26 protein-coding genes, 5 tRNA genes and 1 riboswitch are annotated in these 23,411 nt (G+C 57.1%); of the genes, 24 read left to right on the top strand and 7 right to left on the bottom strand.

From position 1 onward, the window contains the following. Positions 1–9: 9 nt before the first annotated feature. Positions 10–927: a sulfurtransferase gene (locus ACQQCD_RS10295; RefSeq protein WP_430268300.1), complete on the bottom strand. Its 918-nt coding sequence runs from the start codon at positions 925–927 to the stop codon at positions 10–12. 268 nt (positions 928–1,195) lie between these two features. Here ACQQCD_RS10295 and zapE point away from each other — a divergent pair, with 268 nt between their 5' ends. Continuing rightward, the gene (zapE, locus tag ACQQCD_RS10300) at positions 1,196–2,230 is read left to right on the top strand and encodes a cell division protein ZapE (RefSeq protein ID WP_430268301.1); all 1,035 of its coding nucleotides are present in this window, start codon (positions 1,196–1,198) and stop codon (positions 2,228–2,230) included. Between the two features lie 134 nt (positions 2,231–2,364). Here the strand turns inward: zapE and ACQQCD_RS10305 are convergent, their stop codons facing one another. The 5 genes from ACQQCD_RS10305 to ACQQCD_RS10325 form a co-directional block, all read right to left on the bottom strand. Then, positions 2,365–2,574 (bottom strand): antitoxin, encoded by a 210-nt coding sequence (locus ACQQCD_RS10305; protein ID WP_430268302.1) that lies wholly within the window; start codon positions 2,572–2,574, stop codon positions 2,365–2,367. Positions 2,575–2,776: 202 nt separating this feature from the next. Then, positions 2,777–2,849: transfer RNA gene (locus ACQQCD_RS10310), tRNA-Gly, on the bottom strand. A gap of 42 nt (positions 2,850–2,891) precedes the next feature. Next, positions 2,892–2,963: transfer RNA gene (locus ACQQCD_RS10315), tRNA-Val, on the bottom strand. A gap of 48 nt (positions 2,964–3,011) precedes the next feature. After that, positions 3,012–3,082 (bottom strand) — tRNA-Cys (locus ACQQCD_RS10320). Between the two features lie 43 nt (positions 3,083–3,125). After that, positions 3,126–3,198, bottom strand: a tRNA-Gly gene (locus ACQQCD_RS10325). Positions 3,199–3,448: 250 nt separating this feature from the next. On the opposite strand from ACQQCD_RS10325, the gene ACQQCD_RS10330 reads away from it, so the two are divergent. From ACQQCD_RS10330 to hisF, 15 genes are all read left to right on the top strand, one after another. Then, positions 3,449–3,520: transfer RNA gene (locus ACQQCD_RS10330), tRNA-Val, on the top strand. A 157-nt stretch (positions 3,521–3,677) separates the two neighbouring features. Beyond that, the gene (locus ACQQCD_RS10335) at positions 3,678–4,517 is read left to right on the top strand and encodes a cytochrome (protein ID WP_430268303.1); all 840 of its coding nucleotides are present in this window, start codon (positions 3,678–3,680) and stop codon (positions 4,515–4,517) included. A 141-nt stretch (positions 4,518–4,658) separates the two neighbouring features. After that, on the top strand, positions 4,659–5,252 hold the full coding sequence (gene def / locus ACQQCD_RS10340) for a peptide deformylase (protein ID WP_430268304.1): 594 nt from the start codon (positions 4,659–4,661) through the stop codon (positions 5,250–5,252). A gap of 2 nt (positions 5,253–5,254) precedes the next feature. After that, the gene (gene fmt, locus ACQQCD_RS10345) at positions 5,255–6,175 is read left to right on the top strand and encodes a methionyl-tRNA formyltransferase (RefSeq protein WP_430268305.1); all 921 of its coding nucleotides are present in this window, start codon (positions 5,255–5,257) and stop codon (positions 6,173–6,175) included. Continuing rightward, positions 6,172–7,689 (top strand): RsmB/NOP family class I SAM-dependent RNA methyltransferase, encoded by a 1,518-nt coding sequence (locus tag ACQQCD_RS10350; protein WP_430268306.1) that lies wholly within the window; start codon positions 6,172–6,174, stop codon positions 7,687–7,689. Before fmt ends, ACQQCD_RS10350 begins: the two co-directional genes overlap by 4 nt. Positions 7,690–7,735: 46 nt before the next feature. Beyond that, positions 7,736–8,401, top strand: a complete 666-nt coding sequence (gene rpe, locus ACQQCD_RS10355) for a ribulose-phosphate 3-epimerase (protein ID WP_430268307.1) — start codon at positions 7,736–7,738, stop codon at positions 8,399–8,401. Between the two features lie 65 nt (positions 8,402–8,466). Further along, positions 8,467–8,619, top strand: a riboswitch (FMN riboswitch). A 94-nt stretch (positions 8,620–8,713) separates the two neighbouring features. Then, positions 8,714–9,436: a nicotinamide riboside transporter PnuC gene (gene pnuC / locus ACQQCD_RS10360; protein ID WP_430268308.1), complete on the top strand. Its 723-nt coding sequence runs from the start codon at positions 8,714–8,716 to the stop codon at positions 9,434–9,436. 56 nt (positions 9,437–9,492) lie between these two features. Then, a complete protein-coding gene (gene ribD / locus ACQQCD_RS10365; RefSeq protein ID WP_430268330.1) occupies positions 9,493–10,512 on the top strand; it encodes a bifunctional diaminohydroxyphosphoribosylaminopyrimidine deaminase/5-amino-6-(5-phosphoribosylamino)uracil reductase RibD in 1,020 nt (339 codons plus the stop codon). 12 nt (positions 10,513–10,524) lie between these two features. Then, entirely contained in the window at positions 10,525–11,196 is a 672-nt protein-coding gene (locus ACQQCD_RS10370; RefSeq protein ID WP_430268309.1) for a riboflavin synthase, read from the top strand. Next, entirely contained in the window at positions 11,193–11,864 is a 672-nt protein-coding gene (ribB, locus tag ACQQCD_RS10375; RefSeq protein WP_430268310.1) for a 3,4-dihydroxy-2-butanone-4-phosphate synthase, read from the top strand. The genes ACQQCD_RS10370 and ribB overlap by 4 nt, the downstream gene beginning before the upstream one ends. Further along, positions 11,864–12,601, top strand: a complete 738-nt coding sequence (gene ribA, locus ACQQCD_RS10380; protein ID WP_430268311.1) for a GTP cyclohydrolase II — start codon at positions 11,864–11,866, stop codon at positions 12,599–12,601. The genes ribB and ribA overlap by 1 nt, the downstream gene beginning before the upstream one ends. After that, on the top strand, positions 12,598–13,080 hold the full coding sequence (gene ribH, locus ACQQCD_RS10385) for a 6,7-dimethyl-8-ribityllumazine synthase (protein ID WP_430268312.1): 483 nt from the start codon (positions 12,598–12,600) through the stop codon (positions 13,078–13,080). Before ribA ends, ribH begins: the two co-directional genes overlap by 4 nt. An 89-nt stretch (positions 13,081–13,169) precedes the next feature. Further along, positions 13,170–13,433 carry a phosphoribosyl-ATP diphosphatase gene (locus ACQQCD_RS10390; RefSeq protein ID WP_430268313.1) on the top strand — a complete coding sequence of 88 codons (264 nt, stop codon included), beginning with the start codon at positions 13,170–13,172 and terminating at the stop codon, positions 13,431–13,433. An 85-nt stretch (positions 13,434–13,518) separates the two neighbouring features. Further along, entirely contained in the window at positions 13,519–14,361 is an 843-nt protein-coding gene (gene hisG / locus ACQQCD_RS10395) for an ATP phosphoribosyltransferase (protein WP_430268314.1), read from the top strand. A 50-nt stretch (positions 14,362–14,411) separates the two neighbouring features. Further along, entirely contained in the window at positions 14,412–15,194 is a 783-nt protein-coding gene (hisF, locus tag ACQQCD_RS10400; RefSeq protein WP_430268315.1) for an imidazole glycerol phosphate synthase subunit HisF, read from the top strand. A 42-nt stretch (positions 15,195–15,236) separates the two neighbouring features. Here hisF and ACQQCD_RS10405 read toward each other — a convergent pair whose 3' ends face one another. After that, positions 15,237–15,881 carry a TIGR03085 family metal-binding protein gene (locus ACQQCD_RS10405; RefSeq protein WP_430268331.1) on the bottom strand — a complete coding sequence of 215 codons (645 nt, stop codon included), beginning with the start codon at positions 15,879–15,881 and terminating at the stop codon, positions 15,237–15,239. 87 nt (positions 15,882–15,968) lie between these two features. On the opposite strand from ACQQCD_RS10405, the gene hisI reads away from it, so the two are divergent. From hisI to lgt, 8 genes are all read left to right on the top strand, one after another. After that, the gene (hisI, locus tag ACQQCD_RS10410; RefSeq protein ID WP_430268316.1) at positions 15,969–16,439 is read left to right on the top strand and encodes a phosphoribosyl-AMP cyclohydrolase; all 471 of its coding nucleotides are present in this window, start codon (positions 15,969–15,971) and stop codon (positions 16,437–16,439) included. Between the two features lie 2 nt (positions 16,440–16,441). Continuing rightward, positions 16,442–18,052: an anthranilate synthase component I gene (locus tag ACQQCD_RS10415; protein WP_430268317.1), complete on the top strand. Its 1,611-nt coding sequence runs from the start codon at positions 16,442–16,444 to the stop codon at positions 18,050–18,052. Between the two features lie 47 nt (positions 18,053–18,099). After that, positions 18,100–18,735: a Trp biosynthesis-associated membrane protein gene (locus ACQQCD_RS10420; RefSeq protein ID WP_430268332.1), complete on the top strand. Its 636-nt coding sequence runs from the start codon at positions 18,100–18,102 to the stop codon at positions 18,733–18,735. Positions 18,736–18,802: 67 nt separating this feature from the next. After that, on the top strand, positions 18,803–19,081 hold the full coding sequence (locus ACQQCD_RS10425; protein ID WP_430268318.1) for an HGxxPAAW family protein: 279 nt from the start codon (positions 18,803–18,805) through the stop codon (positions 19,079–19,081). A 2-nt stretch (positions 19,082–19,083) separates the two neighbouring features. Further along, on the top strand, positions 19,084–19,899 hold the full coding sequence (trpC, locus tag ACQQCD_RS10430; protein WP_430268319.1) for an indole-3-glycerol phosphate synthase TrpC: 816 nt from the start codon (positions 19,084–19,086) through the stop codon (positions 19,897–19,899). A gap of 59 nt (positions 19,900–19,958) precedes the next feature. Next, complete coding sequence (trpB, locus tag ACQQCD_RS10435; protein ID WP_430268320.1) at positions 19,959–21,329, top strand: tryptophan synthase subunit beta; 1,371 nt, start codon at positions 19,959–19,961, stop codon at positions 21,327–21,329. Continuing rightward, complete coding sequence (gene trpA / locus ACQQCD_RS10440) at positions 21,326–22,135, top strand: tryptophan synthase subunit alpha (protein WP_430268321.1); 810 nt, start codon at positions 21,326–21,328, stop codon at positions 22,133–22,135. The genes trpB and trpA overlap by 4 nt, the downstream gene beginning before the upstream one ends. A 5-nt stretch (positions 22,136–22,140) precedes the next feature. Further along, positions 22,141–23,262, top strand: a complete 1,122-nt coding sequence (lgt, locus tag ACQQCD_RS10445) for a prolipoprotein diacylglyceryl transferase (RefSeq protein ID WP_430268322.1) — start codon at positions 22,141–22,143, stop codon at positions 23,260–23,262. Positions 23,263–23,411 lie beyond the last annotated feature (149 nt).

Here is a 23,411-nt window from a genome sequence, read left to right on the forward strand (position 1 = left end):
ACCGGTGCCCTAAGCGTTGGCAGGAACCGAGCCGCGCTCAGCACCCTTGACGATGGGAACACGGACTGCGTTTCCCCATTCAGTCCACGAACCGTCATAATTGCGTACCGAATCGAAGCCCAAGAGGTACTTGAGCGCAAACCACGTGTGGCTGGAGCGCTCACCAATGCGGCAGTAGGCAACTATGTCATCCCCAGCGGCCAGTCCGGCCTCACCCAAGTACAAAGCCTCAAGTTCTTCACGGCTCCGGTAGGTACCGTCTTCGGCAGCAGCGCGTGCCCACGGGATAGATGCTGCGGTCGGAATGTGTCCACCTCGCAAAGCGCCTTCTTCTGGATAGGCGGGCATGTGAGTGCGCGCCCCGGTGTATTCATCCGCGGAACGAACGTCGATCAACGGCTTGCCGAAGTGGGCCAGGACGTCTTCGCGGAAGGCTCGGATGGGAGCATCATTGCGTTCCACAATGGGGTATTCGCCTGGGGTGACTACCGGTTTGTCAGTGCTGAGTTCGCGACCTTCGGCAATCCACTTGTCACGGCCACCGTCCACCAAACGAACGTCCTCGTGACCAAAAAGGGTAAAGACCCAGAGCGCGTAGGAAGCCCACCAGTTGGACTTGTCTCCGTAGATGACCACGGTGGTTTCGCGCGAGATTCCTAAGCGTGAGGCAAGCTGGGCGAATGCCTCGCCGCTGATGTAGTCACGCGTGACTTCATCATTGAGATCGGTGTGCCAATCTATCTTGAGTGCTCCCGGAATGTGGCCAACTTCATAGAGCAGAACGTCTTCGTCAGACTCAAGAAGAACCAGTTCGCCGTTATTCAAGGCGCCTGCCGCAACTTGATCTGCCAGCCACTGCGTTGACACTAAACGTTCGGGATGGGCATAGCCAGCAAACTTGTCGTTGGAGTCCACTTCATAGCTCATGAGGGTGGCCTTTCATGTGTGGGGCTTGGACGCCATTCATGCTGATAGTTCATTTCAAACGAATTCAGCTGAAGCAATGGCGTACGTGTGCATCTAACACTAACCACGTGGAGCCCTGAAATCTTCCGGATGATTAACACTGCGCAACGTGCGGGCCAGGGCCATCTCGCTTGGTCCCGGTTCTACTGTGTGCGGTGACGGGCGGTATTCTGGCTCTGCACCAACAACAAGCCCGGGGCACGCAAGTAACAAAGAGAATGGAATCCTTTTGGTACAGATCGAACAACTGGCTGCCCGAACGCCGTCAGTCTCGGCCGAGCAGATCCTCAACGGATTCCACCCCTCAACTCGTTTTGGCGAAGTTTCTTTTGAGAGTTACCGCCCGGACCCTTCCCAGCCATCCCAGGCTGCCGCGGTAAAGGCTTTGCAGGAGTTCGCTGCGGGTGTGGGCAACACTTCCGGAGGTTTGTTTTCTCGCCTGTTCGGTAAAAAGAGCGTTGCCAAGGCTGGCATCTATCTAGACGGCGGATTCGGTGTGGGAAAAACCCACTTGTTGGCTTCACTATGGCACTTAGTTCCCGGACCTAAAGCCTTCGGCACCTTTGTGGAGTACACCAACCTGGTGGGCGCACTTTCATTCCGTAAAACCGTTGAAGCGCTGAGCGGATACACCCTAGTCTGCATCGACGAATTTGAGCTAGACGACCCGGGGGACACGGTTCTGATGTCCCGATTGATGCGTGAATTGGCAGACGCCGGTGTAAAGCTTGCTGCAACATCCAACACCTTGCCCGGTTCCTTGGGGGAGGGGCGGTTCGCTGCTGTGGACTTCAAACGCGAAATTCAAGTCCTGGCCGATCAATTTGATGTCATCAAGATCGACGGCGAAGATTTCCGTCACCGTGGACTGCCGGCAGCTCCGGCACCATTGCGCAACGACGAACTTCAACATCATATGGATGCCGAATTCGGCTCAAAAACGGTGGCAGTTGACGAATTTTCTACCCTCTTGGCGCACCTCGCCGGAGTTCACCCCAGCCGCTACCGCCAACTGATTGACGGCATAGATGGTGTGGTGTGGAAAAACGTCACCACCATCACCGAGCAAGCAGTGGCCCTGCGTTTTGTAGTTCTTGCGGACCGCCTATATGACAAAGATGTGCCGATCTTGGCTAGTGGCGTCCCTTTTGACAAGCTGTTCACCGAAGAAATGATGGCTGGCGGGTATATGAAAAAGTATTTCCGCGCCGTTTCGCGACTGACAGCTTTGGCTCGCGAGGGGCAGAATCACGAGCCGTCCTAGCTCACATCGTTAAACGCCAAAGGCGTCGGTGCCACCTCACGGCAGGACCGACGCCTCTTTGACATTCTTTGGGCCTAGGAACCTTGTTCACGTGCTCTTTCGAGCAGTGTAGAGGACCCTACGGCGACAGGTATTTAGGCTGCCGGAGTTCCGTCGTTGTCGTTCTTTTCAACGAAGTCGGAGGCACCCTTTTGGACTGCGTCTACCTGACCTGCGAACTTGCCGCCGGTTTTTTCGTCGACAAAATCACCAGCTTTTTCGATGCCATCCTTGATGGCCTCCGAATTGCTGTTGATCAGTTCCTGCGCCTTGCCCTTTAGATCGTCAAATACAGACACGGGCACCTCCCTTCAATTGCGGAGCCAGTTCGCTCCTCTGTCGAAGAGCCTAGCGCTGTGAAAAGCAACTGCCAAGGTTTTTTCTGTGGGCGTAATCGGTTGCTGGCGTTCTTCGCGGTTCACAGCGGGAGGTTTTGGGGAGACGTAAAAGGAGCCAACCCTAGGGGCTGACTCCTTTAGTTTTATGCTCGTTTTAACAAAAAAAGAGAGCGGACGACGAGATTCGAACTCGCGACATCCACCTTGGCAAGGTGGTGCTCTACCAGCTGAGCTACGTCCGCACGGATGGAAATCCATCCGTTACAAGTGCTTGCGCACTTGAGTGGGCGATACTGGGATCGAACCAGTGACCTCTTCCGTGTCAGGGAAGCGCGCTACCGCTGCGCCAATCGCCCCTATGTTCTTGCTGACCTTTTACAGTCACAAGACCAGGGTTTTCACCGAGGTGGGTACGGGATTCGAACCCGTGTATACGGCTTTGCAGGCCGCTGCCTCGCCTCTCGGCCAACCCACCGTGTTAGTAATTCTCAGTGAGATTACTGTGACAGTGTCCTGCGAGCGGACGACGAGATTCGAACTCGCGACATCCACCTTGGCAAGGTGGTGCTCTACCAGCTGAGCTACGTCCGCAGATGGAGTCGATGTTCTTCACTCTTTCAAGTGCGTTACCCGCGCTCCAACGAGTAAAAACTCTATAGGAGGTTCAAGGAAAGTCCAAATCGAACGCGGGGCAACCGGGTGTGACTTACATCCATGTAATTTTGGAACCGTCCAGGCGCCCTAGGATTGGTCAGCTGGCCAAAGTCCGGTTAGCATTCATATGCACCAAAGTTCATTGCGAACCTCGCCGAGAGGAACGACGATCCTTGGGGTACAGCAGGGGCGATTGGCGCAGTGGTAGCGCGCTTCGTTCACACCGAAGAGGTCACTGGTTCGAACCCAGTATCGCCCACCCTGAGGAAACCCGTCAGCACACAGAAAACGTGGAGCTGGCGGGTTTTTTGTATACCCGTCTTGTATAACCACCACGACGGTGGAGCATGGTAAATGCGGGGCCAACGAATGGTGAGCCTCCAGATTTGTCAGTGGCTTGTGGAAGAGTTCTATCTATGACTGCACCACTTCTAGCTCATGCAACTGAACGCGGCAGAATGTATGCCCGCTCCACCTCGGAGCAGGCAATTGTTCCGTCAATCACCACCGTGATCTCTCAACAACCACACGGTTTGGATGGTTGGTTCAGCTATATGGGAGCGAGTGCCCTATCCAAAGACCCTGCATTGGGTGGAGCATTAGCAAGTCCTGGAAAGCTTCGGCAAGCTGTTCAACGGGCCTCGAATGCTGCCGTTGAATATCGTGACGCTGCTGCAGCACGTGGTGATCGCGTCCATAACTATTGTGAGCAATACGCACTGCGTACCTTGGGCCGGCCGCATACCTTGCCAGAAAGCCGCGAGTTGCTCGCGGCCAACGGAGAAGAAGCTTTCGCTGCCCGTTTTGATCAATGGTGGGAGCAGTATCAAGTAGAACCGTTGGCTCCTGAGATCACCGTGTGGAATCAGAGTGTGGGTTACGCCGGGACCCTTGATTTGGTAGCAAAGATCAACGGCAGAATTTGTTTGATCGACTACAAAACTAAGGGCACCACCCGCGACGGCGCCGTCAAAGCTCTTGATGACAAGGTTGTAATGCAGCTGGTGGCCGGTATGAAGGCGGAAGAGAGCCTGGTAGACGGCGCAGCAGGGGAGTGGGAATCTTGGCAGTACGGAGAATCGCCGCTACTCCTGGCCGTGGCTATTGGCGAGACCGAAGTTCGGCCACAGCGCGCCAATCCTGAGGTGTTGAAACATCACTGGTGGAAGTTTTGCGCATTGCGGCGAGTGTGGGAAGCCTCAGGGGATTCTCAAGCCGCTGGTGCGGCGCTACTGCCGCTCGCGCCACCGCGATAGTTGTGCTGTCTAAGCCAGTCCGCGGATTCGAGTGCGGCGACTAAACTAGGTAGAGGCCACCTGAGTGGGCGATTGAGCAGGCCCCTCTGCGAAAGCTGGCTACGGCACGATGCAGGAACACAACGTTAGGACATTACAGGCATGGCAATTCTGAACATTCGCATTATTGGTGACCCAGTACTGCGGACTGTTGCCGATCCGGTCACCGAATTTGGGCCAGAACTGGCCCGGCTGGTGGCTGACATGACTGAAACCATGGAAGACGTTGATGGCGCAGGTTTGGCGGCGCCGCAGGTCGGCGTGAGCCAACGAGTATTCACCTACCGAATTGACGGTGTTGAGGGACACATCATCAACCCCGTGCTGGAGAACAGTGATGATTTTCAGGACGACGTTGTAGAAGGTTGCCTGTCCATCCCCGGTATTAGCTTCCCCGTGCGCCGGCGGAAAACCACCCGGGCCACTGGCGTGGACATACATGGCAACCCGGTAGTAGTTGATGCCGAAGGTATGTTGGCCCGCTGCTTCCAGCACGAAACAGATCACCTCGACGGTGTCCTCTTTACGGATCGGCTAGAGGGCGAAAACCGCAAAGCTGCATTGCGCGCCATGCGGGACGCTACCTACAACAAGCACGCAGAACGTACGACGGCGAAGCGGGCTAAGACTGTAGGTTCAAGTTTTGGTGGGGCTAGTTCAGCTGTTGGCAGTTTCGGCCAGAGCGTGGACAACTAAGCGTGCGGGTACTTTTCGCAGGAACCCCTGAAGTTGCAGTTCCTTCGCTGGACGCGCTCCGGAGTGCTGGCTTTGACATTGTTGGGGTGCTGACCCGCCCGGACGCAGCCCTTGGACGTAAGCGTGTTATCACGCCCTCTCCCGTGGCTGCTAGGGCTCAGGAGCTTGGTATTCCGGTCATCAAAGCAGCCAAAATCACTGCCGAAGTGAGTCAAGAAATTGCCGCGCTCGCTCCAGATATTGCAGCGATTGTTGCCTACGGTGGCCTAGTTCCAGCGGCAGCGCTGACAATCCCTCAGCACGGCTGGATTAACCTACATTTCTCCTTGCTGCCCGCATGGCGTGGTGCGGCACCGGTGCAGCACTCCGTGATGAACGGCGATGACATTACCGGTGCCTCCACATTCCTCCTCGAATCAGGTCTAGACACCGGGCCCGTGTACGGGACTCTGACTGAAGAAATCCGGCGAACAGATACCAGTGGCGAGTTGCTAGAGCGGCTTTCGCGCAGCGGTGCGGTGTTGTTGACGCAAACCCTGGCTGCCATTGACGCAGGCGAGGCGTTCGGTGTTCCACAAAGTGGTGACATAACGCTGGCGCCGAAAATCACCATCGATGATGCCCGGCTGGACTGGAAACAGCCAGCATTGGCCATTGATCGACGATGCCGTGCAGTCACCCCTGAGCCTGGCGCTTGGACCACGTGGGAAGAGAAAACAATTAAGATTGGAGCTCTTGTGATGCGGCCAGACGTGCGGGACCTTGAACCCGGCCGGCTGCAGATCGTTGGGCGCAAGGTAGTAATCGGTACGGGATCGCACGGGTTGGAAATTGCCCAATTGCAGCCTGCCGGCAAAAAAATGATGGCTGCGGCCGATTGGGCCCGGGGACTCCCGGCGCCGGAAAGTGTGGTGTTCCTGTGAGCGAATCTGGTACAAACGGAGCTCGAGGAAACTCCCGTCGTGATGCTAAGGGCCGTGAGCGTAACCGCTCCGCTTCGCGAAACTTCACCCAGCAGGCGCCTGCGCAGCGGACCCGTAAAGCTGACCCTGCTCGTCTAGTAGCTTTTGAAGTACTGCGTGCTGTCTCTGGTGAGGACGCCTACGCCAACCTGGTATTGCCGTCCCGGATTCGGCACCATAATTTGGACAAACGCGACGCCGGATTTGCCACCGAACTCAGCTACGGAGCCTTGCGATCACGCGGAACCTACGATGCCATCCTGACCCGCTGCGTAGACCGGCCCCTGGAAGAACTGGACCCTGCCGTACTTGATGCCCTGCGCCTGGGCGTACATCAGCTGCTTGCCATGCGCGTGCCGGTCCACGCTGCATTGGATCAAACGGTTGGTCTTGCTAGGGCTGTCATTGGCGCTGGTCCGTCCGGATTAGTGAACGCCGTTCTACGCAAAGTTTCCGCAAAAACGCTTGACGAGTGGCTTGTTGAACTCACCGATGGCATCGAAGATGCAACAAAGGTTGCTTCGATTCGCCACGCGCACCCCGAATGGATTGTCCGGGCACTACGTCAAGCCTTAGTGATGCACGGCCGGCAAGCGAGCGAGCTCGACGACTTGCTTGAAGCTGACAATGCGGCACCAGTGGTTAACCTCGTTGCGCTGCCGGGTATCGGCGACATTACCGAGGCTTTTGATGCCGGAGCTCAGCCTGGCGATTTGGTGGAAGGATCCGCCTACTCCAGCGGTGGAGATCTAGGTCGAATCGACGGTATTCGAAACGGTAGCCTGCGTGTCCAAGACGTTGGCTCTCAACTGGTGGCGCGCGCACTAGCCAACGCGCCGTTGACGGGCGAAGCTGCCAAAGCCAAAGAGTCCAATGGTGAGAAATGGCTGGATCTTTGTGCGGGACCTGGTGGAAAGGCTGCGTTGTTGGCAGCTCTTGCTGCCGAAGATGGCGGAACCCTACTTGCCAACGAACCCGCGCCACACCGCGCCAAATTGGTCCGCCAAGCGCTCAACGCCGTTGAAGGTTCTGCATGGCAGGTCCGTGTTGGCGACGGTCGTGAAGTTGGCGCCCAGCAACCGGAAAGATTTGACCGGGTACTTGTTGACGCGCCCTGCAGCGGTCTGGGTGCACTCCGCCGTCGTCCTGAATCACGGTGGCGCCGTACGCCCGCAGACCTAGCTTCCCTAGCCCCGTTGCAGCGAGAATTGTTGGCCTCGGCTTTGGATGCCGTCCGTCCCGGTGGTGTGGTTGCGTACGTAACCTGCTCACCGCATCCGGCAGAAACCACGGCAGTGGTGACAGACGCCTTGCGTAAACGTGAAGGATTTGAGTTGCTCAACTCGGGCAACATTTTGGATAGTGTGAGCCTGACCGGCGAACTTGATGCTGGCCATAACATGAGCGCTCAGTTGTGGCCACATGTCCATGGCACTGACGCTATGTTTTTGGCGCTGATCCGCAAAAACGCCTAGCGACTAAACGAACACCCAGATCGGTTCAAACGATTAAGGATTGACCATGAGTGCTTACTGCATTAACCCGAGTATTTTGTCCGCTGACTTTGTGAATCTTGAATCCGAGCTCACAGCGATTGCCAACGCGGACTCAGTCCACGTGGACGTGATGGACAACCATTTTGTTCCCAACCTGACGCTGGGCTTGCCGATTGTTGAGCGCATTCAGGCGGTCAGTCCTGTGCCTTTGGACGTGCACTTGATGATTTCCGACGCCGATCGCTGGGCGCCGCAGTACGCTCAAGCCGGTGCCGCATCGGTGACGTTTCATGCCGAAGCGGCAACGGCACCGATCAAATTGGCCAGGGAATTGCGCACGCTTGGCGCTAAAGCGGGCATGGCCTTGCGACCGGCAACCCCACTTGAACCCTATGTGGACATGCTCAGCGAGCTGGACATGTTGCTGCTGATGACCGTTGAGCCAGGTTTTGGTGGGCAAAAATTCTTGGACGTTGTTCTGCCAAAAATCCGCCGGGCGCGTCAAGCCATTGATTCCTCTGGTGCGCGCATTGCCCTGCAGGTGGACGGCGGAATCACCGAAGAGACAATTATTCGCGCGGCAGAAGCAGGCGCTGACGTTTTTGTGGCCGGGTCTGCGGTCTACGGTGCACAGGATCCAGCTGCGGCCATAGACGCCTTGCGAGCAATCGCGGTCAGAGCAACGCAATAATTTGACGCTGTCAGCGGGAATAGCCTGACCCCGTTGACTGTTGTGCAAAAATAGCAATACACAATTTACGTGCTCCGGGGTCGGTGTAAGTCCGAACCGGCGGTTATAGTCCGCGACCCGTGCGCGTCACTTCACAGCTCTGCTGAGGGGAGATGCGCCGGTTGAACTGGTGAAATTCCAGTACCGACAGTTAAAGTCTGGATGGGAGAAGCACGTACAGCAGCTGTGCAACGCATTGCCTTAGGGCAATTAGGCGTTGCGCGTTGTGCTGTCGTTAACCCCCGGAGCCGCCGCGGCTTAGGAAGGAACGACATGGAAATTCTGCGGTGGCTCTTCGAAGCGCAAATTCCCGTTGGGGGATCGGCATTACTGCTTCGCGAAGTGCTTGGAAACGTTTTTGGGCTGGCTAGTGCCCTCGGCGGAATGCGCCGTAAAGTCTGGGCTTGGCCAGCGGGCATTGTTGGCAACCTGATCCTCCTCACTGTCTTCCTTGGCAATGTTTTTGGTGCAGCTGCCCCAGCCACTCTTTGGGGCCAAGCAGGCAGGCAGATGATGTTTATCGCCGTCTCGGTTTATGGCTGGCAACGCTGGCGCCAATCACAAACGGCAGCCGCCGAAGCTAACAGCCAGACCGGCCACCAAGCAGCTGCCTTTGTGCCACGCTGGGCAACCGTCAAAACCCGTTGGATTCTTGTGGCTGCCATGATCATTGGAACCGCTGCACTGACCCCTCTTTTTGATCGGCTTGGTTCGTACCCACCGGTTTGGGCTGATGCGTGGACGTTTATGGGTTCACTTCTGGCGACGTATGGCATGGCCAAGGGCTGGACCGAGTTCTGGCTGATTTGGGTGGCTGTGGACATAGTGGGTGTGCCGCTGCTATTTAGTGCCGGCTACTACGCAAGCGCCTTTATGTACCTGTTCTACGGTGCCTTTACCCTCATTGGGTTCTTTGTCTGGTGGCGCGCGCAACGCAAGTCAGCCACAGCAATTGCCCATGAACCGCTACTCACGGATCCAGTAGGCCATCCGTGAGTCCTTCCCAAGAATCACTCACGGACGGCGCAGTCAGCGATGCTGAACAGCAAGGAATGCTTTCCGCATTGGCGGCAGCCGGGCAGGGTCCCCGCGGCGCCAATCCCTTAGTGGGCGCAGTGGTGTTAGATGCATCCGGTAAAAACTTGGTGACTGGTTTTCACCGTGGTGCCGGGACAGCCCATGCAGAGGCTGACGCCATTAACCAAGCCCGCCAGGCCGGTATTGACCTGCAGGGAAGCACCATGGTGGTCACGCTTGAGCCGTGCAACCACCAAGGCCGCACCGGACCCTGCGCTCAAGCGATTATCGATGCTGGCATTGGCCGGGTGATCTTCGCAGTCGCCGATCCTCACGATCCCGCTGCAGGAGGTGCCCAAACTCTCCGCAACGCGGGGATCGACGTCGTACAAGGCCTTTACGCCCAAGAAGGCAAGGAACTGAACCGGCGCTGGTTCCAATCCGTTGCCGAGCACAGGCCCTTTGTCACGCTCCACATTGCCCAAACACTGGACGGGCGTATTGCGGCGGCGGACGGAACAAGTCAATGGATCTCCAGCCCTGAATCGCTACGCGATAACCACCAAACCCGCCAGCTGATTGACGCGATCTTGGTGGGAAGTAACACCGTTGCAGTCGATAATCCCCGGCTCAACGCCCGCTTGGCCGATGGCAGCCCCGCGCCCCAACAACCCGTGCGGGCAGTGATGGGTCTGACCCCAGTGGCGGCCGACGCGAACATTCGTGGCACCGATGGTCGCTTTGTACACCTCCCCACGAGGGATCCAGCCGAAGCGTTGGCGGCCCTCTTCGGAATGGGTGTTCGGCACCTGATGGTGGAAGGCGGTGCCGGGATCATTGGTGCCTTCCTTCAAGCCGGTCTAGTGGACGAGCTCATTATGTACTTGGCCCCCACATTGCTTGGCTCGGGGACCGCGTCCATCGCTGACTTAGGAATCACCACCCTCGCCCAAGCTCAAAAGTGGCAATGGGACCAAGCCAGCTCCGCGGCCGTAACCGTACTGGGCAGCGATCTTCGCTTGCGGCTTACTCCTTCCGCGGCACCGAAAGTTTAGAAAGGAACCACCGTGTTTACTGGAATTATTGCTGAACAAGGCACAGTTGTTGGGCTAGAACGCGAAGGGGACAGCTCCGCACGATTGCGATTGTCAGCACCGACGCTGGCAGCTGATCTTGGGCTCGGCGGTTCGATTGCCGTCAACGGGGTTTGCCTGACCGCTGTTGAAAATAATGGCACCGAATTTTTTGTGGACGTGATGGGGGAGACCTTGCGTCGCAGCACCATCGGGTCACTAGAGATGGGCCAAAAAGTAAATTTGGAACGCTGCGTCCAGGCTGGTGACCGCCTCGACGGCCACGTGGTTCAGGGCCACGTGGACGGAGTTGGTGCTCTTCTGGAGCGCGAATCACAAGGACCGTGGGATCGCTTGCGCTTTTCGGTTCCGCAAAATTTAGCACGGTACATTGCCGAAAAAGGTTCCATCGCCATCGACGGCGTATCCCTCACCGTGACGGCCGTCAGCGAAGCAACGTCCACGGAGCCCTGGTTTGAAGTAGGGCTCATCCCGATCACGTTGGCCGAAACCGGGCTCGGCGCCAAAACCATCGGCGGCGAGGTCAACCTTGAAGTGGACGTACTGGCTAAATACACCGAGCGTCTGTTGAGCTTCGGGCCGGCCACCACTCCAGCCGCAAACGGTACTACGGCGGCAAACAGTGCGACGGCGGCACATCAGTGAGCGCGCCGGAGATCGTTTTGGACCCTATTCCCACCGCTCTGGCGGCTTTTGCCGCCGGACGTGCCGTCGTCGTAGTAGATAATGAGGACCGCGAAAACGAAGGTGACATTATTTTTGCCGCACAATTTGCTACCCCCGAACTAATGGGCTGGACCATTCGATACACCTCGGGCGTTATTTGTGTTCCCTTATCCGCTGAACGGGCTTTGGCTCTTGATTTGCCTCCCATGACGGCTGTGAATCAAGACGCAAAGGAGACTGCCTATACGGTTAGTTGCGATGCGGCGCTCGGTGTGAGCACTGGAATTTCCGCTACTGACCGGGCGCTGACAGCTCGTGTTTTGGCGGATCCGTCATCCACGGCGACGTCTGTGACTCGGCCGGGGCATATTTTTCCGCTGCGGGCAGTTGACGGCGGAGTGCAGGAAAGACCGGGCCATACTGAGGCAGCGGTTGAACTGTGTAAATTGACTGGTTTGGCCGAGGTTGGTGTGATCGCCGAAGTGGTGCGAGATGACGGAGAGATGATGCGTCTTCCGGAACTTCGTACTTTTGCAGATGAGCATCATTGCGCGTTGATTTCGATTGCCGACTTGGTGGAGTTTGTCCGGGAGACACACACGTCGAGCGACCATAGGGCCAGCGGCACCGTTACAAAGGAGTACTGATGAGCACGGGAACAAATGTTGAAGCAGGGGCGGGTGACGCCGTTGAACACACCAAACACCCTGTTACCGCGGGGCCGATCGTCAAGCTGCCCACCGCTTTTGGGGAGTTTGTAGCTCAAGCATTCACTGACGACGCTACGGGAGTTGAACATCTCGCGGTGAGTTCAGCACAGCCGCCATCTGACGGAAAACCGCCGTTGGTTCGTTTGCACTCTGAATGCCTGACCGGGGACGTCTTTGGTTCGTACCGGTGTGATTGTGGCGAGCAGCTGGCCTTCGCCCTCGAAATGATTCACGAGCATGGCGGCACCTTGCTCTACTTGCGTGGTCAGGAAGGCCGAGGCATTGGGCTGGCAAATAAGATCAAGGCCTATGCGCTTCAAGAGGTCGGTTTTGACACCGTGGAAGCTAACGAGCAACTCGGTTTGCCCGTAGATGCGCGTTGCTACAAGGCTGCTGCGCAAATCCTGGCGGACATGGGCCTAACGGAGATTCGTTTGCTGAGCAACAACCCAGACAAACAGAACCGTCTAGCCCAAGCCGGTGTACGAGTCGTTGAAATGGTGCCCACCGAGGTTCCTTCACGAACAGAGAACATCCGCTACTTGCAAACCAAAAAAGACCGAATGGAGCACCGGCTGATTCTGGACCAGAACACGCCTGCTGTGCCCAGCGCAGATCCAGCCACCCTTTCAACACCCAGCAACACTTCAAACACAGGAACGGAAACACTATGAGCGGCCACGGCGCACCAGTCATTGACGTCAAGTCCATCAACGAATCAGGAGCAGCATCACTGAAACTAGCGATTGTTGCGGCCAGCTGGCACACCGAGATTATGGACGGTCTCCTCGCTGGGGCGTTGCGCGCTGCCGAGGAAGCTGGCGTTCAATCGCCTCGCGTGATTCGCGTTCCGGGTACTTTTGAATTGCCCGTTGCTGCGGCGCGTTTGGCTAAGGACTACGACGCAGTGGTGGCGCTGGGTGTAGTGATTCGTGGTGGCACCCCGCACTTCGAGTACGTTTGCCAAGCCGCAACAGTTGGTCTCACCGAGGTAAGCGTGCGAACCGGTGTTCCGGTTGGTTTTGGTGTTCTTACCTGTGACACGGAGGAGCAAGGTCTAGACCGGGCTGGACTTCACGGTTCGTCCGAGGACAAGGGACATGAGGCAGTGACTGCGGCCGTGGCCACCGCTTTGGTCCTCAACGCCGCATAATCGTTGGCATTTGTGGGTTCGCTCACCTTCTGCCCGTCATATGCGGGTGCGGCTCATCTGCAGCACGAACTAACAAGTAGGCTGGATACGTGAAGAATTTCGAGACCCTGTTCGAAGAACTCAGCGAAAAGGCCCGGCTACGGCCGGCCGGATCGCGCACCGTGGCCGAACTTGAATCCGGTGTCCATGGCATTGGCAAAAAAGTCGTAGAAGAAGCAGCCGAAGTGTGGATGGCTGCCGAATACGAATCGGACGAGGAAGCAGCGGAGGAAATCTCTCAGCTGCTCTACCACTTGCAGGTGTTGATGCTCGCCAAAGGCTTGAGCCTGGAAGACGTCTACAAGCATCTATAGCCACAAACTGACTGGCGTTCGCCGGTCTGTGGCCTGAAAGTGTCTTGTTTGCTCAGTACTTCCTCTCACCGAAAGTTTCCCAATTATGTTGCGTGTTGCTGTTCCCAATAAAGGTTCCTTGTCCGAGGCCGCATCGTCGATGCTCAGCGAAGCTGGGTACCGTCAGCGTCGAGATACCCGTGAACTAGTGATGGTTGACCCTGATAACGACATTGAGTTCTTTTTTCTGCGCCCGCGTGACATTGCTGTTTACGTAGGCCAAGGAACACTCGATGTTGGAATCACCGGCCGGGACTTGCTCTTGGACGCTGAGGTTGAAGCAGAGGAGCTCTTGGAGCTGGGCTTTGCTGCCTCCACTTTCCGATTTGCCGGACCGGTGGGTAACTTCACTTCTGTTGAGCAGCTCGAAGGCAAGCGCCTAGCCACCAGCTATGACGGACTACTCAAGGTTTACCTTGCTGAGCGCGGGATCAAGGCAAGCGTGGTTCGGCTTGACGGTGCCGTGGAGTCGTCCGTCCGCTTGGGTGTAGCTGACGCTATTGCCGACGTTGTAGAAACCGGCAACACGCTCAAGGCAGCCGGAATGGAAATTTTCGGGGAGCCGATCCTGCGCTCTGAAGCTGTATTGATTGGCCGTAAGGGTGAACGACTCCCTGCTGCTGAGGTTCTCATCCGCCGCCTGCAAGGCGTTTTGGTGGCCCGTCAATACGTCCTGATGGATTATGACATCCGCAAAGACCTGGTTGAGCAGGCCGCAGCGTTGACTCCTGGCCTTGAATCTCCCACAGTCTCTCCTTTGCGCGATTCTGAATGGGTAGCTGTGCGCTCGATGGTGCCCAAAAAAGCCACAAACCAAGTGATGGACGAACTCTACGATCTGGGTGCGCGAGCTATTTTGGTCAGCAGCATTCACGCGTGCCGCATCTAGCCCCCACACTCGTTGGCGGATAGTTTCCGCCCTGTACTTCAGGAGTAACCGTGACAGTCGCCATTCGTGTGATTCCGTGCCTCGATGTTGATGCTGGGCGCGTGGTTAAGGGAGTTAACTTCAAAGGTCTTCGCGATGCCGGAGATCCGGTTCAGCTCGCTCACCGTTACGACCTTGCAGGCGCTGATGAACTCACTTTTTTGGACGTTACAGCATCATCAGGAAACCGGGAGACCACGTTTGACGTAGTCAAAAGAACCGCGGAAGAAGTCTTTATCCCGCTGACAGTCGGTGGTGGGGTACGTGGTGTCGCCGAGGTGGACAAGCTGCTGCGCTTCGGTGCGGATAAAGCATCCATCAACACGGCTGCTGTTGCCCGGCCCGCCGTGATTGATGAGATCACCCGTCACTTTGGCTCTCAGGTTTTAGTCCTCTCCGTGGACGCTCGCCGAACGGTGGGGGAGAACGACGCACGGAAGACGCCGTCGGGCTTCGAAGTCACCACCCACGGCGGGCGGCAAGGCACCGGGATTGACGCTATTGCCTGGGCGAAGGAAGCTGCAGATCGTGGTGTGGGTGAGATATTGCTTAACTCGATCGACGCAGACGGCACCAAAGATGGATTCGATCTGGAGCTGATTCGTTTGGTCCGCGCAGCAGTGAACATTCCGATTATTGCGTCAGGCGGTGCTGGCATCCCTGCACACTTCCCGCCAGCCGTGCAGGCAGGCGCCGACGCAGTGCTGGCGGCTTCAGTGTTTCACTTTGGCCCGGACAGCATGATCAGTCAGGTCAAATCCGCCATCCGCGAAGCTGGGTTCGAAGTCCGCTAAGCAGGCGCGCTGCTAACCGGGCGAGAGCTGGCGCTTGATGGCTTAGAGCCCGACGTGCGCCGACTGCAAAAGTGCGACGGCGTCCGGCTGACCTTCGAAAGTGACGAGGGCGTGCTTTGTGCGCCCGTGAGCGTGCATCAACAACTCGCCGGGTTCGCCAACAATCGCCACGGATACTGGTGCTCGTTTGGCCACATGCCGAGGGCCTGAAGGATGAACCAACACAATCCCAAGGTCCACCCCTCGGTACAAGAATGCTGCGCGCTTGATCAGTTCGTCCCACAGCGCGTCAGAGTATTCATTGTCCAGCGCCCGCGGTGCCCAACGGTCAGCTGCGCGGCGGATATCTTCGGTGTGAACAAAGTACTCGATGAGATTCGAGCTCTCATCGAAGGCGCGAATTTTCATCGGTGACAGTGCTGGCGGGCCCGCCCGGAAGCGATCCACGAGCTTGTTGTATGCGTCATCTTCAGTCAAAGTCGCTGCCAGCTTGGTTGTGGCTTTATCTGAATTCTTGGCGAGCGAACGCAAGATCAGGCCCAATCCCACTACCGGCTTGTGCTCACGCAAATACAAGTGAGCGGCCAATTCCTTAGTGGTCCAGCCTTCGCAGAGCGTGGCTGAGTGTGGGCCGGCGGCGAGCAGCGTCTCGGCCAGGACTTCGCGGGAAGGATCTACAAAATGCATCACTTGTGAAACTAGCACGGTAGAGCCCTTTGGGGGCAGAAGGACAAGCAGTTTTTGACGCGAAGCTGAGGCACTAGAATTGAGCCGATGTCTGAACCACTAAGCCCCCAAGACCAAACTGGCGTAGCCGTCCTGTCTCCCGAGGTCGCCGAGCGTCTCAAAAGGGACCCTGCAGGACTGGTAGCAGCGATTATCCAGCAGCACGATTCCCACGAGGTTTTGATGCTTGGCTGGATGGATGACGAAGCCCTTCGGCGCACTTTAACCACCGGCCGGGTGACGTTTTATTCGAGGTCACGCCAGGAGTACTGGCGCAAGGGGGACACCTCTGGCCACCAGCAGTGGGTCAAATCGGTGGCCTTGGATTGCGACGGCGACGCCCTCCTAGTGCGTGTTGAGCAGATCGGTGCGGCCTGCCACACCGGCACCCGTACATGCTTCGATGGACGCGATCTGGGCGCCGTGGTGGGAACCCCGCCCGCATACGGCGCCGCGCAAGTGCCGGCTCAGGGGAACAACGTAGACCACATTCAAAGTGTCCAAGGTGGAGCAGCGTAAATATGAAAGATCTAGGAATGATTAGCCCGAGCTTGGAAGAGTTCAGGGAATTAGCCCGTACCCGGCGCGTTATCCCGGTAACTTTTAAAGTTCTGGCAGATGCGGAAACCCCCATCGGTTTGTACCGCAAACTCGCTGACGGCCAGCCAGGCACCTTCCTGATGGAATCAGCAGCTGTAGGCGGAGCTTGGTCCCGCTACTCCTTTATTGGCGCTAACTCGGCGGCGACTCTTACCAGCAAAAACGGCGGGGCTCATTGGATTGGTGAACCGCCTGCCGATGTTCCCGTTGACGGGAACCCGGTGGAAGCCCTCCGGGCAACCATTGATGCGCTGAAAACTGAGCGATTTGAGGGGCTGCCTCCCTTCACTTCCGGCATGGTCGGTTTTGTCGGTTGGGAGTCTGTGCGCCATTGGGAGAAACTGAGCGCGGGCCCCGAGGATGATTTGGCGCTGCCAGAAATCGCTATGAACCTCATCAGTGATATGGCTGTGCATGACAACATGGACGGCACTGTTCTGTTGATCGCCAATGCCATCAATTACAACAACACCACCGAGCGAGTGGACGAGGCCTGGCATTCAGCTGTCCAACGGCTGGAGGCAATGCTAAAGCGTGTTTCCCAGCCGATGAGTCAAGCGATCTCGGTTATGGATGTGGCTGAGCAAGAGTTCTCCGAGAGTGTTAAGGAACGCTGGCCTGAAGCTGACTACATGGCCGCCATTGACCGTGGCAAAGAGGCCATTGTGGACGGCGAAGTCTTCCAAGTGGTGATTTCGCGGCGCTTCGAAATGGAAGCTAAGTCCTCGGCGCTGGATGTGTACCGCGTTCTGCGCAACACGAACCCCAGCCCGTATATGTACTTGTTCAGCTTTGATGACGCCGAGGGGGAGCCATACACAATTGTGGGTTCATCCCCTGAAGCTCTGGTAACGGTGACCGGCGATGAGGTCATCACCCACCCGATTGCTGGCTCCCGGCCGCGCGGTGCAACAGTGGAACAGGACAAGGCGCTGGCTCAAGAGCTTTTGGCCGATCAGAAGGAACGCGCCGAGCACTTGATGCTAGTTGATCTTTCCCGCAACGATCTTTCCAAGGTCTGTGTTGCAGGGACAGTGGACGTCAGCCAATTTATGGAGGTGGAGCGCTTCAGCCACATCATGCACCTCGTGTCCACTGTGGTGGGAAAGCTTTCCCCCAACGCCACCGCATACGACGTTTTGGCAGCAACCTTTCCTGCAGGTACGTTGTCCGGCGCGCCGAAGCCACGCGCTTTGCGTTTGCTTGACGAGCTGGAGCCATACCGCCGTGGAGTTTACGGCGGTGTTATCGGTTACCTTGACTTCGCTGGTGACATGGACATGGCCATTGCCATCCGCACAGCCTTGTTACGTCATGGCAATGCCTACGTTCAGGCCGGTGGCGGCATTGTTGCCGATTCACATAAACCATCAGAAGCGTTGGAAACCGTGAACAAGGCGGCAGCGCCGTTGCGCGCAGTGCATGCCGCAGCCTCTCTCAAGGACGTGGATGTCAGTGTGCTGGCTGAGGAGACTAAATCCCCGGTGCACACAAATGCCCAACCCAACCCGGAAACTGAGGCTGCAAAGTGACTGGTTCGGAGGCAGAGCCCACTGCATCTGATACTTCGAGGGGAAAAATAACCGAAACTACAGTCTCGCGCTCGGCCACCACGCCGCGTTGGGCCCGTAAGGGCACGGTAGTCCTCCTGACGGTAGCCTTGGCCTTGGTGGTCTTTGGTACCACCACCCAAACGTGGCTCAACGTCACGCTGGATCCCAGCGAGGTACGCGTGGCACCCTTGAAAGTTGCTGGGTCCAAAGCCGCTACAGCTGTGACTGCCTTGGCGTTAGTGTCCTTGGCTGGCGCGCTGGCCGCTTCCATTGCGGGCCGCGTTGCTCGCTGGATTATTGCCGTGATGATTGTGATCTCCGCAGCAGGAATTGTTTCTGCAGGCGCCACGGTCTTGGCGGATCCGCTCAGTGCTGCACAGAGCGCCATCGCTTCGGCCACCGGCATTGCAGAGGGGAACGCAGACGTACAAACCACAGTGTTTCCTGTGATCGCGATGGTGGCGGGGGTGCTCTTGGCGCTATCCGCCGTCGTCCTTCTTTTGGCTGGTCGGCACTGGAAGCAGAACACACGATATAAGTCCGCCGCAGCGGCTGCCGCTTCAGGCACCGGCGAGGGGACCAACGCCGAGCATGAGGCATCTGAGGACTTGGACGAAATCGACAGTTGGGACAGCCTCTCCCGCGGAGAAGACCCAACGTAACGCGAAGGCCTCAGATGGGGTCAAATAATGGCAGAATGTAAGCAGTATTCACCCTGAGGAGATAGACATGAGCAAAGCAACCGCTTCCACTTCCACACACGAGAGCGACGTTGATTTGCCGTTGCATGGCGCAGATTTGGGCCACGGCAACAGCCCGGCCGCTTGGACCACCGTGTTCATCATGTTGTTTGGTGCCCTGGTTTCTAGCATCGCTTACGTGATCGCCAGCGCCCCCATTTTCTGGGGTGGCATTGTGGTCATGCTTATTGGTTTGCTGGTTGGTTTTGGCATGCGCAAAGCCGGCTACGGTGTGGGCGGCAGCAAGCTGAAAAGCAACGGCCACTAAGCGTGACCGTCCTCGAGGACATTATTGTTGGCGTCACTGAAGACCTAGACGTACGACGTCGGGACCTCGCCTTAGAGGACCTGAAGGCAATTGCGCTGTCCGCGCCAGCTGCACGCGATGCTTACGCCGCCTTGGGTGGCGATGAGTTGCCGCGTGAGCAGATGCGGGTGATCGCTGAGATTAAGCGCAAGAGCCCCTCTAAAGGTGCATTGGCTGGTATTTCAGACCCGGCAGCTCTAGCTGAGCAGTACCAAGACGGTGGTGCGTCGGTGATCAGTGTTCTGACTGAACAGCGCCGCTTTGGTGGCAGCCTGTCAGATCTGGATGCCGTCCGCGAACGTGTCAGCATCCCTTTGCTGCGTAAGGACTTCACAGTTGACGAGTACCAAATCTGGGAAGCCCGCGCACACGGGGCTGACCTCATTCTGCTTATTGTGGCTGCCCTTAGCGACGCCAAATTGCGCGAATTCTTGGATCTGACTCACAGCCTGGGTATGAACGCGCTCGTGGAGACGCATACCGAGGATGAAATTGACCGCGCTGTGGCGCTGGGTGCCAAGATCATTGGTGTGAACGTGCGCAATCTCAAAACTCTTGATGTTGATCGCGGTATATTCGCCAGCCTTGCTCACCGCATTCCGGCCTCTGCGATTGTTGTTGCCGAATCCGGTGTGCGCAGTGCACAAGATGTAGCCGACTACGCGAGCCACGGCGCTCACGCGGTACTGGTTGGCGAAGCTCTGGTCAGCGACGGCAAACCGGCGCAACGGATCGCAGAGTTTCGCGCAATCGGCGCCCAAGCTATGACTTCCCGCTAAAGCTAGCGATCAAGTCAACTCAAACCATTGAACCAAATGCGAACAGGACGGTGACTGCGATGGTTGACTCAACCACCTCTGACCCCCAAGACACTAACGGCGATTCGCCGGTTGACTCATTTCTTGCGGGGGAGCCGTCCTTGCGCCACGCCGCTGGACCATACTTTGGTTCCTACGGTGGACGCTGGATGCCCGAATCGTTGATTGCAGCGTTGGATCAGCTCGAGGAAACTTTTGAGAAGGCCAAAGTTGACCCTGAGTTTTTGGACCAAATTGCCGAACTCAACAAAAACTATTCAGGCCGCCCCAGCCTTTTGACTGAGGCCAAGCGCTTCTCTGAGCATGCTGGGGGAGTCCGAATCTTCCTCAAGCGTGAGGACCTCAACCACACGGGCTCACACAAGATCAACAACGTCCTGGGTCAGGCACTGTTGGCAAAACGGATGGGTAAAACCCGTTTGATTGCCGAGACTGGCGCAGGTCAGCACGGTGTAGCAAGTGCCACAGCTGCCGCTTTGTTGGGGCTGGAATGTGTTGTGTACATGGGCGCTGAAGATTGCCGGCGTCAGGCACTAAACGTTGCTCGAATGCAGTTGCTCGGTGCCACGGTTGTTCCGGTGACGAATGGTTCACAGACGCTCAAGGACGCCATTAACGATGCGCTTCGTGACTGGGTAGCCAACGTTGAGAATACTCACTACGTTTTGGGCACTGCTGCTGGAGCGCACCCTTTCCCAGCCATGGTCCGCTTTTTCCACGAGGTTATTGGTGAGGAAGCGCGCGCTCAGATTATTGAACAAACCGGCAGCTTGCCGGATGCAGTGTGTGCGTGCATCGGTGGCGGTTCAAACGCCATCGGCATCTTCCACGGTTTCTTGGATGATCCGTCAGTGAAGATCTACGGTTTCGAAGCCGGTGGCGAGGGCGTTGAATCCGGTCGCCACGCAGCCACCATTACCTTAGGCCGTCCAGGCGTGCTGCACGGAGCACGTTCTTACCTGATGCAGGATGAAGACGGTCAAACCATCGAATCGCACTCCATTTCAGCAGGATTGGACTACCCAGGCGTTGGCCCGGAGCATTCCTATTTGGCGGACATTGGCCGTGTTAGCTACGAGCCGATTACTGATGCTGAGGCTATGGATGCGTTCCGGCTTCTGTGCCAAACCGAGGGAATCATCCCCGCGATCGAATCGGCACACGCTTTGGCCGGCGCGATCAAGGTGGGACAACGGCTTGCCCAGGAACACGAGGACGCCGCCAAAAAGGTTGTAATTGTGAACCTCTCCGGCCGTGGAGACAAAGATGTGGAGACGGCAGCTGAGTACTTTGACCTTTTGGACGAAGATGGAAGCGTCAAAGGCACCAACCTGTCCACACGTAGTGCCAAGGGATCGCAGCAGAAGGCCAGTGAGGTAGGTCCGGCATGAGCCAGGAATTCGTGAGCAAATCAGCCACAGCCATTGATAAAGCCAAGGCCCAAGGACGTTCCGCTTTAGTAACGTACTTGCCAGCCGGCTACCCCGATGTTCAGGCAACGATCGACGCCGGAATTGCCATGGCGCAGAACGGCGCCGACATCATTGAGATTGGTATTCCGTACTCCGATCCGGTGATGGACGGTTCTGTGATTCAAGCAGCTACCACCGAAGCCATTGCCAATGGTTTTAGGGTAGCGAGCGTTTTTGACGTAGTGGCTGGTATCACGGCCAAGACAGATGCTGCCGTTTTGGTCATGACGTATTGGAACCCTGTGGTCCGGATGGGCGTGGATGAATTTTCCCGTCGCTTGGCCGAGGCTGGGGGAGCCGGGCTCATCACTCCTGATCTCATCCCCGAAGAGGCTGGCGAATGGTTTGTGGCTTCGGACAAGTACGGACTAGACCGAGTGTTTTTGGTTGCGCCCTCGTCCACACCTGAACGGCTCACCGCAACGGTTGAAGCGAGCCGCGGTTTTGTGTACGCGGTGTCAATTATGGGTGTCACAGGTGCGCGCTCCGCCGTGAGCGGGACAGCTCAGAAACTTGTTGATGACACGCATGCTGCTGGCGCCGAACGCGTTTGTGTGGGGTTGGGTGTTTCAAATGCTGATCATGTGCGCGAGATAGCAGCCTACGCTGACGGTGTGATCGTAGGAACCGCGTTGGTTGCCGCTATTCGTGATGGCGGCGTTCCGGCGGTCGCTGAGCTCACCAGAACCCTCAGCTCTGGGCTTGTCCCAGTAGAACAGGACTAGTTTTTATGTCGATGATCGTTTCAGCTCCGGTCAACGCTGCGGTTCACGTTGCAGCGTCCATCCCCAGCCCCAATTGGTCGGGTTTTTCCATAGGCCCCATCACGATTCACGCTTATGCATTGTGCATCTTGGCTGGAATTGTTGCGGGCTTGGCGCTCACTGGAGCTCGGTGGAAACGCCGCGGGGCGCCGGAGGGCAGCCTTTGGGACATTGCCATTTGGGCCATTCCATTTGGGATCATCGGCGGGCGTTTGTACCACGTGGTTTCCTCGCCTGACGCCTACTTTGGGCCGCATTTTGACGGCACCGGGGATTTGAGCCTTATCCCGCAGATTTGGCGAGGTGGTTTGGGTATTTGGGGTGCCGTGGTCCTAGGAACCTTTGGTGCTTGGATTGGTTGCCGCCGCGCAGGCGTGAAGTTGCCAGCATTCCTTGACGCAGCAGCTCCCGGCCTCTTGTTGGCCCAGGCTCTTGGCCGTTGGGGCAACTGGTTCAATCAAGAACTCTTCGGAGCGCCCACCACCTTGCCCTGGGGCCTGCAGATTGATTCGGCTAGCCCAAATTTCCCGGCTGGTATGGCTCCCGGAACCCTTTTCCACCCCACATTCCTGTACGAATTCGTGTGGAACGTAGTTGGCGTTGTCATCTTGTTGGTTCTAGACCGACGCTTTAAGTTCCGACGCGGCCGCCTCTTCTGGCTCTACGCGATGTACTACACCCTGGGTCGCGTCTGGATCGAATACCTTCGTATTGATGATGCCCAGCACATCACTTTCTTTGGCATCACCACACGTTTGAATGTCTGGACAAGCATTGCCGTTTTTGTTCTGGCACTGATCGTATTCATTGCCCTGTCGCTGCGCGCACGTCCAAACCCGGACACAGTGTACTTGCGTGGTGGGGAGCCTGAGCTGGTTGCTGCGGAAGAAATCAGCAAGGATGAGAATAACGACGGCGCCACGGTTGTCCGTGATTCGGACACCACCGTCTCAAAGAGTGAACAACGTGATAGTCTCGCAGCAACTCACGGCGATCTAGGTACTAAGACCGGTACCGATCGCCAACAAAGTGCCCCGGAAACAGGCGCATCAGATACTGAATCCGGACCCGCAAACAAGCAAGACTGAAACACCCTTCAGTGGACGCTCGTTCAGGCAGATGAGGGCTCAACGTGGCGTTGCGGCAGCGTACTTGTCCAGCTAGTGGTCAGAAGTACGTAACCATTCGTTAACGTAGAGCATCTGCCTTACAATTCTCAGTAAGTATCGCCTTGTTG

The organism is Pseudarthrobacter sp. J1763 (genome assembly GCF_050490295.1).
Taxonomy (GTDB): Bacteria; Actinomycetota; Actinomycetes; order Actinomycetales; family Micrococcaceae; genus JBNPEO01.